General features: G+C 57.8%; 11 protein-coding genes. 7 read left to right on the forward strand and 4 right to left on the reverse strand.

Annotation, left to right across the window (positions count from 1 at the left end):
- Positions 1–36: 36 nt before the first annotated feature.
- A complete protein-coding gene (locus LJA86_RS17555; RefSeq protein ID WP_229226501.1) occupies positions 37–10,134 on the reverse strand; it encodes a BapA/Bap/LapF family large adhesin in 10,098 nt (3,365 codons plus the stop codon).
- Between the two features lie 762 nt (positions 10,135–10,896).
- On the opposite strand from LJA86_RS17555, the gene LJA86_RS17560 reads away from it, so the two are divergent.
- The 3 genes from LJA86_RS17560 to LJA86_RS17570 are packed head-to-tail and all read left to right on the forward strand — an operon-like array spanning position 10,897 to position 12,750.
- On the forward strand, positions 10,897–11,424 hold the full coding sequence (locus LJA86_RS17560; protein WP_229226502.1) for a tetratricopeptide repeat protein: 528 nt from the start codon (positions 10,897–10,899) through the stop codon (positions 11,422–11,424).
- A complete protein-coding gene (locus LJA86_RS17565) occupies positions 11,405–11,962 on the forward strand; it encodes a sigma-70 family RNA polymerase sigma factor (protein ID WP_229226503.1) in 558 nt (185 codons plus the stop codon). Before LJA86_RS17560 ends, LJA86_RS17565 begins: the two co-directional genes overlap by 20 nt.
- On the forward strand, positions 11,959–12,750 hold the full coding sequence (locus LJA86_RS17570; RefSeq protein WP_048029277.1) for an anti-sigma factor family protein: 792 nt from the start codon (positions 11,959–11,961) through the stop codon (positions 12,748–12,750). The genes LJA86_RS17565 and LJA86_RS17570 overlap by 4 nt, the downstream gene beginning before the upstream one ends.
- Here LJA86_RS17570 and LJA86_RS17575 read toward each other — a convergent pair.
- Together LJA86_RS17575 and LJA86_RS17580 are read right to left on the reverse strand one after the other, a co-directional pair.
- A complete protein-coding gene (locus tag LJA86_RS17575; RefSeq protein ID WP_229226504.1) occupies positions 12,742–13,302 on the reverse strand; it encodes a YceI family protein in 561 nt (186 codons plus the stop codon). The genes LJA86_RS17570 and LJA86_RS17575 overlap by 9 nt on opposite strands.
- A gap of 105 nt (positions 13,303–13,407) precedes the next feature.
- Complete coding sequence (locus LJA86_RS17580) at positions 13,408–13,764, reverse strand: hypothetical protein (protein WP_229226505.1); 357 nt, start codon at positions 13,762–13,764, stop codon at positions 13,408–13,410.
- Between the two features lie 402 nt (positions 13,765–14,166).
- Between LJA86_RS17580 and LJA86_RS17585 the strand changes: the two genes are divergently transcribed.
- Complete coding sequence (locus LJA86_RS17585; protein WP_045909269.1) at positions 14,167–14,481, forward strand: hypothetical protein; 315 nt, start codon at positions 14,167–14,169, stop codon at positions 14,479–14,481.
- Here LJA86_RS17585 and LJA86_RS17590 read toward each other — a convergent pair.
- On the reverse strand, positions 14,459–15,262 hold the full coding sequence (locus tag LJA86_RS17590; RefSeq protein WP_229226506.1) for a DUF4225 domain-containing protein: 804 nt from the start codon (positions 15,260–15,262) through the stop codon (positions 14,459–14,461). The genes LJA86_RS17585 and LJA86_RS17590 overlap by 23 nt on opposite strands.
- A gap of 330 nt (positions 15,263–15,592) precedes the next feature.
- Here LJA86_RS17590 and LJA86_RS17595 point away from each other — a divergent pair, with 330 nt between their 5' ends.
- The 3 genes from LJA86_RS17595 to LJA86_RS17605 all read left to right on the forward strand — a co-directional run bounded on the left by LJA86_RS17595 (position 15,593) and on the right by LJA86_RS17605 (position 18,322).
- Positions 15,593–16,384, forward strand: coding sequence for a nucleotidyltransferase domain-containing protein (locus tag LJA86_RS17595; protein ID WP_229226507.1), 792 nt, complete (start codon positions 15,593–15,595; stop codon positions 16,382–16,384).
- Positions 16,385–16,515: 131 nt separating this feature from the next.
- Entirely contained in the window at positions 16,516–17,292 is a 777-nt protein-coding gene (locus LJA86_RS17600) for an isocitrate lyase/PEP mutase family protein (protein ID WP_229226508.1), read from the forward strand.
- Entirely contained in the window at positions 17,276–18,322 is a 1,047-nt protein-coding gene (locus tag LJA86_RS17605; RefSeq protein WP_229226509.1) for a bifunctional transcriptional activator/DNA repair enzyme AdaA, read from the forward strand. Before LJA86_RS17600 ends, LJA86_RS17605 begins: the two co-directional genes overlap by 17 nt.
- Positions 18,323–18,359 lie beyond the last annotated feature (37 nt).

Here is an 18,359-nt window from a genome sequence, read left to right on the forward strand (position 1 = left end):
GGCGCTGTGCGCCCGGGTCATCTCTTGCAGGTGCTATCAGGTAATGATGTGTTGCTGGTTAACGAGCTCGTCGTACGTGGTCTGAACGTTATCAAGCGTAACGAGTGCAGTATTAGTGTAGGTGGACCCTGCACCATCACGGTCGATGGAGATCACAGTGTTGCTACCGCTTTGTGTGACATGGATATAATTCCCCAACGAGGCGGTATTACCGTCCCAGCCCACCAGCAGATCGCCGATGTCGATCTTGTCCCCCTGCGCCAGCGAGAACCCGGTCCAGTGATCACCTCCGGCGCTGCTGGTGTTACCCGCCGTGGCATTTCCCACCGTACTGTTCAGCACCTGGTAAATCAGCGTATCGCCGTAGGCCGTACCGGTGATGGCGTCGTTATGCTCCGAGCTGATGAACTGCGGCGCCATATTGATGGTCAGCGTGGCGCTGTCCGTTCTTCCGGCAGAGTCGGTCAGGGTGTAGTTGAAGGTCTCCTTCGAGGTCATGGTTGAGAGCGATACCCCGCTGTTGAGGGTATAGGTGTAATGGCCGTCAGCGCCGATCGCCAGCGTGCCGTAGTGGCCGACAATGTTCACCGTTGCGCTGCCGGTATACGGATCCAGCGTGGTGGTCACGCCGTTGTAGCCGGTTACGCTCAGACGGGTATCCACCGAGTGGAGCTGATCCAGCACGCCGCCAGAGTCGGTGCCGTCAAAGATATTGCCGTTGACGGTGTGGCTGCCGGTGACGTCGAAATTACTCAGCGAGTAGGTGGTGCCGTTTACGCTTGGCGTGATGGTGATGGTCCCGACGCTGAGCCCCGGTACGCTACCGGTAAAGCTCAGCGTATAGGTCCCGGCGTTCAGATCCAGCCCGGTCAGCGGGACGTCGATACTGCCGCCCAGCAGCGAGGCGCCGCTGAAGGAGCCGCTGCGGATCGCGCCGTTGGCATCGCTAATCGTCCAGTTCACCGTCAGCCCGCCCAGCGCCAGCAGCGAGGCCACGCTAAAGTGCAGCGACGCGTTGTGCAGCGCGGTGTTCGGGTCGACAACGAAGGTTCCGCTGCCGCTGCCCTGGGTTGATGAGAACAGGGCCGTCGTCCAGCTGGCGACGCCCACGGTGGTATCCGAGTAGACCGACGTGTGGTGCACCGAGGTGAGGTCCATCGTGGCGCTGACATCGTTGACCGCATTCATTGCCTGCGCGGTTGGAGTGATGTTGAGCGATGCCGTATCCTTCGAGCCGTCAGGCGCGGTAACGGTGTAGACGAACGTATCCGGCGTGCTGATATGGTCCGCGCCCACGCCGCTCCTCAGGGTATAGGTGTACTGACCGGACGCATTGATGGTCAGCGTGCCGTATTCCCCCTGAATGGTGGTGGTGCCGCTGCTGTTGACCGCCACGCCGTTCACTTCGGTGACCAGCGTGCCCGCCGGAACCGGATCATTCGCCAGCACGTCGCCCGTGGTCGTTTCGCTGATGCTTGCCACGCTGTAGACATGATCCTGCAGGACGCTCAGCGTGTAACCCGTCAGTACAGCGATCCCGGACGCGGTATTCAGCAGGAACAGGTACTCCCCGGCAGGCAGGTTCAGCGTCAGCTGTGGTGACGTTCCCCCCAGCAGCGGCGCGCGCAGCCAGCCCGACTCGACGCGGACCTGCTCGAAGGTCTGGGTCGCGTTGTTGAACTTATAGACGTACAGATCGAACACCGACGCAAGCGCCACGCCGCCCACGGAGGCCTGGATGGTCATGGTACGGGTCGTGCCTTCCTCCACGTTGTAGATGATCGGGTTGGTCATGTCGTCCAGCAGGTTAAGCCCCAGCGTGCTGCCGAGATTAATGCCCACCACGGTAAAGCCACCCTGAGACGAGGCGCCGTTATTAATCTCACTTACGGTGGTGTCAAAGGTCAGCGAGGCCGTGTCGTCCACCGCCACAATGCCGTTGAGTACCGTACCGGCACCCAGAGACAGCACCAGGTTCGCCGACGCGCTGACGCCGTTATGGGTGATGGTGTAGGTGAAGCTCTCCGTCCGGCCAATGACCGCGGCGCTGGTGTCGGTCAGGTTGTAGGTGTAGCTGCCGTCGCGGTTGATGGTCAGCGTACCGTATTTGCCCTGGATCACCGTGCCGTCGGCGTTCACGCTGGTGGTCACGCCCTGCGCGTTAGTGACCGTGGAAATGGTGGTTCCGGCCGGGGCATTGTCGCTGCCGGCGGTCGGGTCCGTATCGAGGATCACGTTGCCGTTGAGGCTGGTATCGCCCGTGACCGTACCCGGACCGGTCTCTTTCACCGCCACGTCGAGGCTGGTGTAGGAGCCGGTCGCCAGCAGGTTGGTGTTATAGCTGAGTACGCGGTAGTTGCCGTCGGCCAGCCCGGTCAGGTTCAGCGAGACGCCGGTAGCGCCGAGGGTCAGGAGATCGGCAAACTGCGGCTGGCCGGTATCCACCACGGTTGTCCAGACACCGTTGACGTAGTGCTGCACCACCAGCTCAAGGGTATTGAGCAGAGAGAGCACCGCCCCTGTGGCGTTGGCATTGACCACAATATCCGCGCTGCCGCCGTTGCCTACCGTGAAGTTCACCTGCGCGGTGTCATTACCGATCAGCGTCAGGACGTTGCCCACGGCGCCGACCAGCAGGAAGCCGTAGTCGCTGTACTGGCTGTTGGTCACGGTCGCCGTGGTGCTGAGGTTCAGCTCCTCAACGTTATTGCTGGCGGAGAGCGGCACCACCGGCGCAAGGGCGGAGCCCGGCAGGGAGGTGTTGCCCGCGACGTCGGTAGCGGTGATCTGCAGCGTCTGGCCTTCGATCTGCTTGTTCGTGAAGGTGTAGCTGTAGGTGCCGTTGCTGCCCGCAATGGCGGTCACCGTTGAACCGTCCGCAAGGCGGATTGTGACGGTGCTGCCCGCCTCTGCGCTCCCGGTCAGGACGCTACCGTCGGCGTTGAAGGTCCCGGTCGGTGCCGTTGGCGCGGTCGTATCGACGATAATCGTCGTCACGGCTGACGCCACGCTGGTGTTGCCCGCCGCATCGGTGGCTGTGGCGGTGAAGTTATGCGTGCCCTGCGTCAGCGTGGTGGTGGTTTGTGGCAGGGTCCAGTTGCCGCTGCCATCGGCGGTGACCGTACCCACCAGCGTGATGCCGTCGTAGATCCGGACCGTGGCATTCGCTTCGGCGGTCCCGCTCAGCGTTGGGCGGGTGTCGTTAGTCGGGTTCGTACCGGTCACGGGGCCGGTGACGCTGCCGACATCATCAATGACCGAACTGATGACCGGAGCGGCTGGCGGGAGGGTATCGACGTTAATCACGTACCCGGCGGTGGGCGCGCTGGCGTTGCCCACCGCATCGGTGGCGGTAAAGGTCAACGTGTGCGCGCCGTTGCTCAGCGCCGGAGATGGCGTAAAGCTCCACGCGCCGCCGGTCGCCGTCACGCTGCCGATCTGGACCCCGTTATCAAAGATTTTCACCGTCGACCCCGCTTCCGCCGTGCCGCTGAGCGTCGGCTGCGCGTCGTTGGTGAACTCGCCGTTGGCAACCGGCGTCGCCGCGTTGCCCACATCATCCAGAATACTGGTCAGCACCGGCAGCGCAGGCGGCGTGGTATCGACGGTGAGGCTGAAGCTGGTCGACGACACGCTGGTGTTGCCTGCCGCATCCGTGGCCTGCGCGGTGAAGCTGTGCGGGCCACTCGCCAGCGTGGTGGTGAGCAAGATACTCCAGCTCCCGCTGCTGTCCGCGGTGCCCGTTCCGACCAGGGTGGTTCCCTCATAGATCTTCACGGTGGCAAACGGTTCGCTGGTTCCAACAAGCCGCGGTACGGTGTCGTCGGTCGTCTGCCCGGACGTGAGCGGTCCGGTGAGGCTGCCTACGTCGTCTATCGCCTGGCTGATAACCGGCGCGTTCGGTGCCGTGGTATCGACAATCAGGGTAAAGTTTGGCGACGCCGGGCTGACGTTGCCCGCTGCATCGGTGACCGTGGCGGTCCAGGTGTGGCTGCCGCTGGACAGCGGCGTTGACGGCGTGAAGCTCCAGTTGCCGCTGCCGTCCGCCAGCACGGTGCCGACCGGCTGTCCGTTTTCATGTACGGTGACCGTGGCGTTGGCGCTGGCGGTGCCGTTCAGGGTCGGCGTGGTGTCGTCGGTGCTCTGCCCGGAAGAGAGCGGGGTTTGAATACTGCCCACGTTGTCACCCGCGGTCGAAATGACCGGTGCCGACGGCACGCCCGTATCCACCGTCAGGTTAAACGGTGCCGTTGTGGTGCCGGTGTTGCCTGCCGCATCGGTAGCGTTGAAGGTGATCGTATGGGACCCGTCGCTCAGATCGGTGCCCGGGGTGAAGGTCCAGTTGCCCTGGGCATTCACCACCGCCGTACCTATTTCGCTCCCGTCGACAATCACGTGCACTGTGGCACCGACGTCGCCCGTGCCGTTGAAGGTCGGACGCGCGTCGTTAGTGCTGTTGCCCGACGTGAGCGTCCCGATGACCGGACCGACATCGTCAACCACGCTGGTGACTACCGGTACGCCAGGGGCTGCGGTATCCACGGTAAAGGCGAAGACCGATGAGTTAGCCGAGGCATTGCCTGCCGCATCCGTTGCATAGACGCGAAGGGCGTAGCTGCCGTCGCCCAGCGGCGTGGTCGGGGTAAAGGACCAGTTCCCGCTTCCGTCAACGGTTGCAGTACCAATCTGCGTCCCGTTGTTCATGATGTGAACAGTGCTGCCTACCTGTCCGGTGCCGCTAATTGTAGGGGTGTTGTCGTTGGTCACCTGCCCGCTGGTGAGGTTACCCAGGACGCCGCCTGGGACGTTGTCATTTACCGTATCCAGCGTTGGAACCGTCGGTGCCGTCAGGTCAATCACCACGCTCCAGGGCGCGGAGACCGCGCTGAGGTTGCCCTGCGGGTCGGTCGCCTGGACGGTGAAGCTGTGCGAGCCTTCGCCGAGGGCGGTATCAGGGGTAAACGTCCATGCGCCGGTACTGTCAGCCGTCACTACGGCAATCTGCGTGCCGCCGTCGAAAAGGGTCACCACGCTGTTTGCGTCCGCTGTCCCCGAAAGGGTTGGCGTGGCGTCGTTGGTGAGACCACCGCTGACCACCGTGGTGGCGGCATTGCCCACATTATCCGTGACGTTGGTGATGACCGGCGTGGCGGAAACGGAATCCACCACGACGGTGAAGCCCGCCGAAGGACCGCTCTGGTTCCCTGCCGGATCGGTCTCGCGGATGGTCAGGACGTGATTGCCCTCTGCCAGGACAGGCGTGGTATAGCTCCAGGTGCCGGTGATGCCGACCTCTGCGGTCCCCAGCAGCACGCCGTTGTTGTAGATGGAGATGATATCACCCACCGCACCAGTGCCGGTGAGGGTCGGCTGGTTGTCATTGGTGATCTGGCCGCTGGTCAGCGGGCCGGTGCCCGGACCAACGTCGTCAATCACGGCGCCGATGGTCGGCGTGCCCGGCGCGGTAAGGTCAACGGTGACGCTGGCCGCCGGAGAGCGACCGCTGGTCTGACCGTTGAGGGTCGCGGTCACCTCAAAGGTGTGCAGCCCTTCGCCAAGCGCGGCTGGCGTATAGCTCCAGTTGCCGCTGCCGTCGGCGGTGACCGTCGTCAATGGCGTCGCGCTACCGTCCAGGTAGATAGCGATCTGGCTCCCCGCCTGAGCCGTACCGGTGAGGGTCGGGGTGGTGTCGTTGGTGGTTTTGCCTTTCACATCGCCAATGATTGGGTCGACGTCATCGTTGATCGCCGTGATGACGGGTACATCAGGAAGATTCGGCTCCGTACCGGTGACGGTGTAATTCGCAACGGGACTTTCATGCCCGGCAGCATCTGTCGCGGTCACGGTCAGGGTCGCGCCATCCTGCTGAGCGGGGCTGACAGCGATGGAGAAGTTGCCGCCGGTGGCAACCCCGGTACCAATGACGTTGCCATTACTGTCTTTCACCGTGATGAGGCTTCCCGCTTCGGCACTACCGGTTAGTGGCGTACCTTCTGGTGCCAGGTTCAGATTGTCAGGGGCGTCCGGGGTGAGGGTGTCCACCGTCACGCTCAGCGGGGCTGAACTTCCTGAAGCGTTACCCGCAGGATCGGTAGCGGAGACAGTGAAGGTATGCGGACCCTCTGAGAGCGTGGTGCCTGCGGTCCAGCTCCAGCTACCGTCCGACTGGATCGTGACCGGCACCCCTGACGGGATACCGTCGACGGAGACAATCACGGTGGTGCCGGGTTCGCTTGTCCCGGTAAGGGTCGGCGTGCCGTCGCGGGTGTAGAGCACGTTGTTGGTGAGCTGGCTGTCTGAGACGGCACTGATCTGCGGGATCCCTGGCGCAACGGTATCGAGCGTGACGGTAAAGACCGAACTCGGCGCGCTGACGTTGCCCGCTGCGTCCACGCCCGCCACGGTAATGTTCAGCGGGCCGTCCGTTTGCGCTGGAAGCGTCAGGCTCCATTCTCCGTTCACCACCGCGACACGGCCCAGCTCGACGCCGTTGTTGTAGACGATCACCGTCTCACCGTTAACGCCGGTTCCGCCCACTGTCGGCGTGGTATCCGTGATGTAGCCTCCGTTCGGTTCACCGCCCACGGCGCTGATCGCTGGCGTAGCCGGTGCCACGGTATCCACGGTGATCGCGATCGCCGGCGAAGCGTCAGAGACGTTGCCCGCTTCATCGGTGGCGGTGGCGGTATAGACGTGGCTGCCCTCCGCAATATTACTGTCAGGGCGCCAGCTCCAGTTGCCGTTGCTGTCTACCGTGACGGTACCAACGATAGTTGGCGTGCCGCCGTTGACCGTGTCAGTGATGTTGATAACGTCGTTCGGCGTACCGGTGCCGCTCAGCACCGGGCGCGGATCGTTGGTGGTGCCGCCATCGGGAACGGGACCGGTGATCTGGGTGACGCTGTCAGTAATGACCGGTGCTGCAGGCGTAGCCGGCGCCTCGGTGTCAATGGTGATGGTGACCGGCTGCGACGGGGCGCTTTCGTTGCCCGTGCCGTCCACGTTGGTGACGGTCAGGGTGATGTCATAGGTGCCGCCAGCCAGGGGGGATGGCGGTGTCCAGGTCCAGTTGCCGGTATTGTCCACGACAGCGTCGCCGATTTTGACGCCGTTGTTGTAGATCGTCACGGTATCACCCGGATTGCCGGTACCGCTCAGGGTCGGCGTGGTGTCGCGGGTGATTTCGCCCGGGTTCAGCGGCGTTGCTGTGCCGTCAGGATTGACGGTAATGGCCGGGATATCCGGCGTGGCAGGCGCAACGGTATCCACCGTCAGTTCAAATGGCGTTGAGATGGTGGTATTGCCCGCGGCATCTGTGGCGTGCACCGTCAGGGAATGCGGACCGTCGGTGAGCGGGGTCACGGGCGTGAAGCTCCAGCCGCCGCTGCCGTTGAGGATGGCGGTGCCAAGCAGAGTCGTGCCGTCATAGACGGTGAGCACCGTGTCTGCAGGGGCGGTGCCCTGCAGCAGGGGTCGAGTGTCATCCGTGGTATCGCCGCTGTTGAGCGAACCCTGTACGCCGCCGACATCGTCGATCACGGTGGCGATGGTGGCCGCCGCTGGCGCAGTGATATCGACGTTCAGGGTGAAGTCGTCTGACGGCTGGCTGGTGTTACCCGCCGCGTCGGTGGCGACGACGCTAAAGGTATGAGGACCCTCGCCAAGCGGCGTGGTAAGGGTATAAGTCCAGGTGCCGCTGCCGTCGACCGGGATCGTAATAAGGTCGGCACCATCCAGGCGGATGGTAACGGTTGAGCCCGGTTCAGCCGTGCCGTTGAGCGTTGGCGTGGTGTCGTTGGTGCTGTCGTTGGGGTTGAGCGCGCCGAGGCGCTCCGGCACATCATCGAGCACCTGGGTAATGACCGGCGCCGCAGGCGCGACGCTGTCAACCGTCAGGGTCCAGGTGTTGGAGATGGGGCTGGGGTTGCCTGCCGCATCGGTTGCGACGGCGGTCAGGGCGTGGGAGCCTTCACCGATTGAGGAGGAAGGGGTAAAGCTCCATACGCCGAGGCCATTGGCAACGGTTGTACCAATTTCAACACCGTCCACGCGCAGGCTGATCGTCGCGTTTGCTTCGGCGGTACCGCTGAGCGTCGGGGTGGCGTCGTTGGTGATCCCGTTCAAGTCGATCGCGCCGGCCTGCCCAGGGATATCGTTTACAGCCTGTAAAATCACCGGGGCGGTTGGCGCCGTCCCGTCAACGTTAATTGTCCACGCGTTTGATATCCCGCTCGGGTTACCGGCGGGATCCGTCGCCTTCGCGGTCAGCACCCAGGTGCCGTCGGTCAGCGGTGTGGACGGCGTAAAGCTCCACTGGCCGGAGGAGGGAACAACCACCGTACCGAGGGCATCGCTGCCGTTATAAATCGTGATGGTCGAGCCTGCCTCACCCGTGCCGTTCAGGGTCGGCGCCCGGTCGTTGGTCAGCCCATTCTGGACCACGGGGCCGGTGGTGGCCAGCACGTCATCAATCACCGACAGGATGACCGGCGTCTGCGGCGGGGTAATGTCCGGTGCTGCCGCGGAGGTGGTTGGACTGGTGTTGCCCGCCGTGTCGGTGGCGTCAGCGGTCAGGATTTCGCCGTTGATCCTCGGCGGGCTCAGCGTCAGGCTGAAGTTCCCCTGGCTATCAACAACCACTGTGCCAAGAGTGAAATCGCCTTCACGGATGGTCACCGTGCTGCCTGCTTCTCCGATACCGCTGATGGTACCGCCATCATTTGACACCACGAGGTTTCCTGGGGCAGACGGCGGCGTGGTATCCACGGTAAAGGTGATAGGTTCAGAGGCCGTACTCTGGTTTCCGGCGGCATCGGTTTCAGTGACGGTGATCGAATGCGTACCGTCCGGAAGCGGGCCCCCTGGGGTAACGCTCCAGGTACCGTTAGGCAGCACCGTCGTTGTGCCAATTGCCACACCGTTATCGTAAATAGTGATGGTTCCACCGGGCTCGCCCGTTCCCGCCAGAATCGGTTGCGAGGCATCGGTAGGCACGCCCGACGTGATTGTTCCTCGGATAATGCCCGTATCGTCGAGCAGCACAATCGCGGTGGGCGCTGTCGGAGGGGTGAGATCGACGGTGAGGGTGAATACCGGTGAGGCTGGTCCGGTGTTGCCGGCGGCGTCGGTTGCCCGTACGGTAATCTGGTGGGTGCTTTCATTCAGGTCGACGGACGGGGTGAATGTCCATGTGCCATTGCTGGCGACGACCGCGGTGCCAATGGCTATTCCGCCGTCATAAATCGTCACGGTGGAGCCCGCTTCGGCGGTGCCGGAGAGCTGCGGTCGCTGATCGTTGGTGCTGCCGCCGTTGGTCACCGTCCCCGTCTGAGGGGCGATATCGTCGATTACGCTGCCAATCGTTGGTGCATCGGGTGCGGTGAGATCCGGTGCGGTGACGCTTGAACCCTGGCTGGTATTCCCGGCGCTATCCGTTGCGGTGGCAGTTACCTGCTCGCCGTTGGTCAACGGTGTCCCGAGGGAGACGCTAAAGTTGCCGTCGCTGCCCGTTTTTCCTGTACCAATGACGTTGCCGTTCGCGTCTTTCAGCGTGATGGTGCTGCCGGGTTCGGCGGAACCGGTGACGGTTTTACCGTCTGACGAGAAACGAAGGCTGGATGGCGCATTCGGCGGTGTCGTATCCGGATCGGCGGGGTCGACAGGGGTGTTGGGGTTGGTGCTGTTGTTATTACCGTCATCGCCACCACCACCTCCTCCGCCAGTACTTGCCGCGGCCGCGATGCCGCCCGCAGCCGCAATACCGCCCAGAGCCCACGGCCAGATGGCGGCGCCACCGGCATCACTTCCTGACGCTGCAAGCAGCACATCCGTGGACGCGATAGATTCGTACGTGGCGGCACCAGCCGGATCTTCAATCCACCATAACGCGCCGTTGCTGTCCTGCAGAACCAGCTGGCTCACGCCCTGCGCATCCGCGACGTAGAAATTTTTAAGGGTGATCACCTCGCCGGAGTGGAGTGTCACCAGCAGGTCGTTACCGCTTCGCGCGAAGTGGGAGACGCTCGCTCGCTCGACGTGAAGCTCAACGACAGAGGAATGGTTCAGCGTAACCTGTGTACCTTCCAGGGTCGTTTCTACGCCAGTAAGTTTTGAAATAACAGAGATTTGGCTCATTTTGTTATTACTCCAGCAGAAGTGTCATGAACGGCGAGCAAGACGAGCCATCTCTGCTGAAGGTAAAGGGCGCCCCCGGTGTAGTTGCTGTTATAAAACAGCTCTCACCGTAGAATTCAGCGCGCACGATGCCCGCCATGCGTCAGAGTGGCAACATCAGAGCGAATCTAATGACTTATGAAAAAACGTTTTAATGGGTGTTTTGTATTTTATAAAACCCTGTAATTAATAGAGGAATTGGTTTCTGGAATATAAAAATGATATAGACAGAAAATGCGTGTTGTGCAAATTCAGCTTTCGTAAATAAAGGCGCAAACAATGAAGGGGGCATTAATCTATTGATGTATTTTATAATTACATTTTTCTATCTTTTTGTTTTTGCATGTTTTTTATTTGTTATGATGGCGCGGCTATTTAACGTTTACGACCCGGTATGATAATTGGTAGGGATCATTTTAAATAACATTTTAAGCATTATTGTTTAAGCGGGCTTAACGTGTGTTTAAGTTAGGGTAACGTTTTTGATGTAAGATATATTATGTCATCGAGGTAATGAAATATATTCTTGTACAGGGTTAAAACTCTGCTATCACGCGTAAGCAATAATAACGGGCAAGCAAAGAGAAAATAAGCTGATTTATTTTCTTTGGGACTGAGGCGCGGGCAGGACTTCAGGACAGTAAAAAAATTCACCGAAGAATGAATAAAAATCGTCAGCCGGACGTTTACTGACGTCACTCCCCACTTACCCTGGAGTTTTGTATGAACACGACCTCGTTTCGTTTGATCCCGGTGCTGATTTTTTCCCTGCTGTCTCCACTGGCGCTGGCCATGGGCAATAATAGTACCGAGAGCAAAACGCCCGACTGTCCTGCCGGACAGGTGTATGACAGCGCCACGCAGAAATGCGTGCCGGACAAGAGCAGCAGCCTCAGCGACCAGGACAAAACCAGCTACGCGTACCATCTCGCGAAGAAAGGGGAGTACCAGGCGGCGCTGAATCTGCTTGATTCGCTGAAAAATGGCAATACGGCTGAAGCGTGGAACTATCGCGGGTTCGCCACACGCAAACTGGGCCGCACGGACGAAGGGATTGGTTACTACCAGCGCGCGCTGGCTATCGCGCCGGATTATGCCAAAGCCCGGGAGTATCTCGGTGAAGCATGGATGGTGAAAGGACGCCCGGACCTCGCGAAAGAACAGCTGAAGGTGATTGCCGGTATCTGCGGCCAGTCCTGCGAGGAGTACCGTGACCTGCAGGCCGCCATCAATGGACATCCGGAATCCTGATTTTCTCGTGGAGGGAAAACCCATCGCAACCCGTGAGGTTCGTCAACAGCTCGCCGCACTCCTGCCGCGTCTCTGGCGCTATGGGCTGGTGCTGTCGCGAAACAGGGATATCGCCGAAGAGCTGGTTCAGTCCACCTGCGTGCGTGCGCTTGAAAGAAGCAGCCAGTATACGCCTGGCACGCGCATCGACAGGTGGCTGTTCGCGATCCTGCACTCCATCTGGATCTCTGAGCTTCGGGCACGACACGTTCGACAGGGGCAGGGATTTATTCCCAGCGACGAGCTGCTGGCGCCGGACACCCACGAACAGAATGAGACGCGCCTGCATTACCTTCAGATAATGCAGCGCGTTAACGCGCTGCCTGAAGCCCAGCGCAACGCGGTATTTTTGGTTTATGTCGAAGGCTTTACCTACCAGGAGGCGGCGGAGACCCTGGCGGTGCCGATCGGTACCGTGATGAGCCGGCTGGCGACAGCGCGGGCTCGGCTTGCCAGATCCGCTGACGCACTCCCTCCGGTAAAGGAGAAACGCTCTTGAACGCGCACCGTTTTACACCGCCCTATAACGACGACGCCATCGTGGCCTGGATAGATGGCGAGATGTGTCGCGCCGACGCGCAGCAGTTTGAAGAACAGTTAAAGCGTGACGAACGCCTCGCCGGGCGAACCGATGAACTGATGAAAAGCAGCCAGGATTACGCCGGGGCGTTTGCTTCCCTGCTGGATGACGCGCCTCTTGAGACGATGCAGGCGCGTCTTGCGGCACTTCCCGACCCGCAGTCCGCCACGCCGACTGGCGTCAGCCGACGGGCGCTGATCGCCGCCTCGGTCAGTTTCTTGCTGGTCGGCTCCGGGCTGGGCTACCTGCTGCGGCCTGCTGCTGCACCAGAAGATGAGAACGCCCATATCCGCGACCTCGAAGCGCAATATATGTCCCTGTACAGCGTCGAGACGCTGCTGGATATGGACAGCGCAACGCCGGTTCTGCAGCGCGGGCTGGAACGGGCCGCGCAGGACATCGGCATGAGGCTAAACCTGTCGCAGCTTACCCTGCAGGGGGCAGAGCTTAAAATGGTGCGCATGCTGCGCTATGAAACGACGTCTATCGCGCAGATTGCCTGGATCAACCCCGACTACGGCCCGATGGCCCTCTGTATTTCGCCTGTTGATGAGAAGACGACGGCCTCGCTCCAACAGGAGCAGCGGCACAGCATGAACCTGGCGTGGTGGCTGGAAGCGGGCTACCAGTTTGTCCTGATTGGCCGCAACCCGCCGTCCTATCTGCGGCAACACGCGGAGCAGCTACAGCGCCTGATCTCAGGGTGACGGCACCTGGTTCGTCTGAATCGCAATGGCGATGGCAATACGATCGTCCACGACCAGGGCAAACTTATCCATCCCATAGGACGCGCGCGAGATCGCCGTGGTGGCGTCCAGCGTGGGGGCCTGCGCATGCGGGTCTTTCAGCACGGCCTCCAGAATCACCGGCCGGGCAATGTTTCGTACGGTCAGGGTGCCGAACACCCTGAACCGTCCGGCGCCCTGGGCGACCACGCGAGAGCTGATGAACTCGATGGTCGGATAGTGCTCCGCATCAAAAAACATGTCGCTTTTTAATTGCCAGGTGAGCAGCGTGTTTGAGGCCACCAGGGTTGCCACAGGAATGGTGACGTGGATGTGGTCGTCAACGTCGTTATCCGGATTGAGCGTCACGGCACCCGTTACGCCGCTGAACGTTGCCCAGGAGAGGATGCCGCCGAAGGCATGCCACGAGAGCCGAATGGCGGTGTTATCGGTATCGATAAGGTAGCTTTTCGGGGCAGCATGCAGGGAAGGGCACAACAGCAGAACGGTCAGAAAGGCCAAAAGGCGGTACATAGTGGTTTCTCCGATAAGTGCGCACTGCGTAAACGCCTGAGGTGCTAATTATATTCGAAGAAATAAAAAAGGCCGCAAGCGCGACCTTTTCGTGAGTATAACTAATTACTCAGTGACTTTCTTTTCCAGCTCGCTGGCACCTTCTTTGGTTTTGTTCCAGCCTTTCTCAGCGCCTTCTTTGGTGGCATCCCACCCTTTCTCGGTGCCTTCTTTGGTTTTATGCCAGGCTTTCTGGGAATCTTCGCTGACCTTGCTGCCCAGACTCTCGCTCTTGCCTTCCGCAGCATGCTTCTGTTTCAGCTTCAGCTCTTCACCTTTGTTCTGCTCTTCGTGCAGTTTTTGCTTCGCCTCGTTGGCGTTTGCGTTCGCCGCCGCGACGGTATCGTCAGTTGCATGTGTGGTCGCAGCAAATATTGGGGAAGCCAGCAGAACGGCAGATAATGCGATAATTGTTTTTTTCATAATATCCTCATTTAACGTTATCGGTTATGAGCGTGATTCAGCATGGCACAGGCGAAACGGGATGGCTTTAGGAAAAAACTGTAATGAGATCAACATGCCCAGATGAGAGGTATTTAGCCTGAGGATTATCCAAAGGATAAAACGCCTATTTCCGCGAGGGCGGCGAGCGTCAGAAGAATGAATATGATGACGGTTATGGGTCTGTACATGGTGGGACTCCTTCCGGGTTGAGCGGCTATTCCGTAGCGCGGGGTGGTGTGGGTAATTTTGCACAGGAGGGAGGAAGAGGGTGTTGATATTTGTCAATGTCATGGGGTTAACAATACAACTACTGGCCCGTAGGTCGGTTTTTTTTTGCAAAGATCACGGTATACTTGCTCTGATTAGAAGGAGAGGAATGTCATGGCGATAACAGAAGAAGCGTTGCTTAGGTCGGGTTTCACAAAAGAAGAGCTGCAAAAGCTTAAACGTTATGTGGATACTCAGCATTCGACGCTGGATATTTTGCTTCCTGCGCTTTCAAATCGGTTTAAAGGGACAATCATTCTTTCCGTCGTACTTACGGTTCTGTTCATCCTGGCGGTATGCTTTGCTTCCCGAGAAAATATCATCTCATCAGGCATTGCTGTAGTGTTTATCTTTGGTATCTTCTGTTGGATGACTCCCCTCAAATTAACGTATAAAGCCTGGCGTTTTAAGCAGGATTATTATCAATAGATAGCAAGTCAAAAACAATTTTTGCGTTTATGCCATATCCGATGATTTTCATGGTGAGTTTTGGCCGACTCATAGAGTCCATTTTTCTGTAAAAATCTGAGCGCATAAAATAAAAAAGACGCCAGGAACCCGGTTTGCGAAGTAAGCCGAATACGCTGTACGCATTTGCAGCAAGGCTTACCGTTTTATACGCAGCCAGACCAGTCTCACCGCGAAATCCCATAAACTCTGCAACCGACATTGCTGTATCAGCAACAAATCCCTGCGAATCAGGTTTGTTCAGTAATTGATTATTCACTTCTCTGGATACGGTATTAGCCGCATCAATCACCAGTGTGGCACCTAACAACACACCGACAGGCGTCATCGAGCTCGCAAGGAGTAATCCACCTGCGGCTTGTAACCCAGCAAAAACAACCTGTACAGCGGAAATGATATAGCCAACAATTTTATTGTTTTCCTTAATGAACTCAACCCTTGCATAAAGCTGCGCTGCTTTCGTTCTGAGCAGGCGATCTTGTTCAAGAAGATTTTCGTTCTCTGCCCTGAGATTTTTTATATAGGAAATCCCTTCTTCGTCGGATGTCGCTCTGCGGGCAAGAGAAAATTGCTCAGTGATAAAAGACTTAATGTCTTCCATAAACTGAATTCTGGTGAGCCCATCTTTGAGATGGTCAGCAGCTACCCTATTTGCGGTATTAATGAGTTTACGTGCTTCCAGATTAATCATGGTCGCTGACCATGCGTTTGTCTGTTGTCCTGTAAGCAGTGAAATGTCCATATATATCCTCATGAACGCGTTATGCCAGCACCGGCCAAAAGCATATAACAATGTTTACTCGTTTGCATATGTTCTTGCAGAGCAAGGGCTACGCAGAGGACCGTGTCATAATCTCATAAGGACTGCTTTGTTACCTTTACTGGTACGACTATGTTAGTCAGATATCCGAGTAATCGACGATGGTAAGAAATTTCTCCGAGTTTACAGGGCAATATAACGCATCGGGAGAACCCTCTCAGGACATTATTGTTCCTGCAAAAAATATCTGGCCTGCCTATAAACAGCGCGATACTCTGTAATGCTTTGTCTTTTTTGTGAATAGGAAAAAGTATGCTTAGTACGTTACCCGATTTACACAGAAGTTTTGCAGAGCAACTCAAGCTTAAATTTCAGGCTGATTCGCGGATTCACTCCCTTCTCGCTGGCGGCTCGCTTGTTCATGGCGGGTTCGATAAATACTCCGATCTCGATTTTGTCGTTGTGGTAGACCCTCTCTATTATGACGAAATCATGGCTCAGCGTATTGTGTTCGCCGGAACATTGGGTCACCTGCTCCATGCTTTCACCGGGGAACATGTGGGAGAGCCTCGTCTGCTTATCTGCCTGTATGGCCCCGAACTTCTTCATGTCGATCTGAAATTTGTCACCCTCGAAATGCTCACTCAACGCGTTGAGGAGCCAGCGGTGTTATTTACCCGTGATAACCTGGCTCTGGAGCGCCAGCTGGCAAAATTTAGCGCTCACTGGCCCAACATGACGCCGGAGTGGTTTGAGTCCCGAGCCTGGATCTGGCTTCATTACGCGGTCGTGAAGCTGGAAAGGGGAGAACTCTTTGAAGCGATAGGCATGCTGGCATTCTTCCGGGAGCAAGTGCTGGGGCCGATGCTATACCGTCGAGCAAATCTACCGCAACGTGGGGTTCGCCGCATCGAATTCCTCAGCATTGATCCTGATGCCCTGCTGACTTCGACGCTGGCAACGCACGATCGTGATTCCGTTAGCATGGCCATCAGAAAGGCTGTTGATGCTTATATCACTCTGCGGGCTGATGCGCTGCCGGAAAATATCACAGACGATGCGGCACGTTGGGTGGTTATTGCCATGCTCGAAGCCAGAACCTGACCTTAAAAGGTTTGGTCTGTTCCGCACCCATGTTCAGACGACGTTTGCTAAAAAATGGTCGTCTGAATTTCGGTTGTGAGGTTCTTCCTGAGTGCTTAGATTCATTTTCAATCTATCGAGAGGATATGAATATGAACTTTGCAGAACGCCACTATCAGCATGAGCCTCTTCTTATCGCCAACATCTGGGATGCCGCCAGTGCTGTCGCAGCGCAAAAAGCAGGCTACCAGGTTCTGGGAACGTCCAGTGCAGCTATAGCGTCCACACTGGGATATGACGACGGGCAGGGAGTGCCGTTTGATGAGTTGTTTTATATGGTCACCCGGATCCGGGCTGCCAGCAGCCTTCCATTGAGTGTTGACATGGAAGCAGGGTATGGTGATTCAGCCGAAGAGATAGCAGACAATCTGCGGCGCCTTGCTCAGACAGGCGTCGCAGGCGTTAACCTCGAAGACAGCCGAGTCATAAACGGGGTTCGTCAGCTTGACGATGCCTCTGATTTTTCCCGTAATTTGAGAACAGTATGCGATACGCTGAGAAGCGAAAATTACAGCCTGTTTCTGAACATCCGGACTGACACGTACCTGCTCGGGCATGAAGACGCGTTGCAGGAGACGATATTACGGGGTCAACGCTATAAAGCTGCAGGTGCTGACGGCCTTTTTGTTCCCTGCCTGACGTCAGAGAAAGACATCAGCCTCATTGCAGAGGCAACGGGGTTACCTTTGAATGTCATGTGTATGCCCGATCTTCCGTCATTCGATAGGCTGAAACGGGCAGGGGTAAGCCGCATTTCAATGGGCAATTTTGTTCATTCAGCGATGCAGTCAACGCTGACTGATGTCATGCATGCGATCCGATCTCGTCAGACGTTTGAAGGACTTTTTGGCGATGAAAATAACCGATAAAAATCTGTGTGATATCTGGTATCAGGCATTACTTGAACGTGCGTCAGACTACACTGGCGTGTTTTTTGTTGGCGTCAAAACCACTGGTGTATTCTGCATTTCGGTATGCCGGGCGCGAAAGCCCAAGCGCGAAAATGTCGAATTTTATAAAGATGCCAAATCTGCCCTTGCGGACGGCTTTCGTCCCTGTAAAGTCTGCAGACCTGCGGAAAATGCGCACAGCGCGCCATTATTCGTTGAGCAGGCGCTTGCGCTTGTCAGGCGCGATATCAAATCCCGTGTAGCAGACGCGGAGCTTCGTCAGCATGGCATCAGCCCGGAGCGGGTAAGGCGCTGGTTCCTGCAACATCACGGCATCACTTTTCAGGCTTTCCAGCGAATGCAGCGGGTGAACGTTGCCTTGCAGGAGCTGAAAAGCGGACGAGCGGCGACTGACGTTGCGCTGGACAATGGCTATGAATCGCTGAGCGGCTTTGGTTATACCTACAAGCGTCTTACTGGCGCAGCGCCGACTCAGGCAACCCAGGTGATAGTCATTCACCGGTTTACCACGACGCTTGGACCGATGTTTGTCTGCGCGACAGAGCGGGGAGTCTGTCTGCTGGAGTTTACCGATCGCCGGATGTTAGAAACTGAATTTCGCGATATCCAGCGTTTATTTAATGCCAGAATCGTCACCGGCGAAAACAGCCATACCCGGCAGACAGTAAAAGAGATCGGCGAGTATTTTGCCGGAACGCGCCGACAGTTTGATCTGGCTTTAGATGCTCCGGGCAGTGATTTTCAACAATCCGTCTGGCATGCGTTGCGTGCTGTTCCCTATGGACAGACCTCACACTATCAGGCCATTTCACTACGGCTTAATAAGCCCAATGCTGTGCGCGCCGTCGCTGCAGCTAATGGTGCCAACCGGATTGCGATTGTGATCCCCTGTCACAGGATAATTGGAAAAGAAGGGACGATGACAGGTTACGGAGGGGGGATTTCACGCAAAGAATGGCTTATTGAGCATGAGAGAAATTATGTTTAATGGCGTGATGTTGCTGTGTCGCCGGGAAATTTTACGG

This window comes from Enterobacter sp. TCD1-1, assembly GCF_020567405.1.
Lineage (GTDB): Bacteria > Pseudomonadota > Gammaproteobacteria > Enterobacterales > Enterobacteriaceae > Enterobacter > Enterobacter quasiroggenkampii.

Excerpts from the sequence above, each read along its gene's own strand:
- LJA86_RS17555 (WP_229226501.1), bottom strand. The coding sequence starts at position 10,134 with ATGAGCCAAATCTCTGTTATTTCAAAACTTACTGGCGTAGAAACGACC.
- LJA86_RS17560 (WP_229226502.1), top strand. The coding sequence starts at position 10,897 with ATGAACACGACCTCGTTTCGTTTGATCCCGGTGCTGATTTTTTCCCTG.
- LJA86_RS17565 (WP_229226503.1), top strand. The coding sequence starts at position 11,405 with ATGGACATCCGGAATCCTGATTTTCTCGTGGAGGGAAAACCCATCGCA.
- LJA86_RS17575 (WP_229226504.1), bottom strand. The coding sequence starts at position 13,302 with ATGTACCGCCTTTTGGCCTTTCTGACCGTTCTGCTGTTGTGCCCTTCC.
- LJA86_RS17580 (WP_229226505.1), bottom strand. The coding sequence starts at position 13,764 with ATGAAAAAAACAATTATCGCATTATCTGCCGTTCTGCTGGCTTCCCCA.
- LJA86_RS17585 (WP_045909269.1), top strand. The coding sequence starts at position 14,167 with ATGGCGATAACAGAAGAAGCGTTGCTTAGGTCGGGTTTCACAAAAGAA.
- LJA86_RS17590 (WP_229226506.1), bottom strand. The coding sequence starts at position 15,262 with ATGGACATTTCACTGCTTACAGGACAACAGACAAACGCATGGTCAGCG.
- LJA86_RS17595 (WP_229226507.1), top strand. The coding sequence starts at position 15,593 with ATGCTTAGTACGTTACCCGATTTACACAGAAGTTTTGCAGAGCAACTC.
- LJA86_RS17600 (WP_229226508.1), top strand. The coding sequence starts at position 16,516 with ATGAACTTTGCAGAACGCCACTATCAGCATGAGCCTCTTCTTATCGCC.
- LJA86_RS17605 (WP_229226509.1), top strand. The coding sequence starts at position 17,276 with ATGAAAATAACCGATAAAAATCTGTGTGATATCTGGTATCAGGCATTA.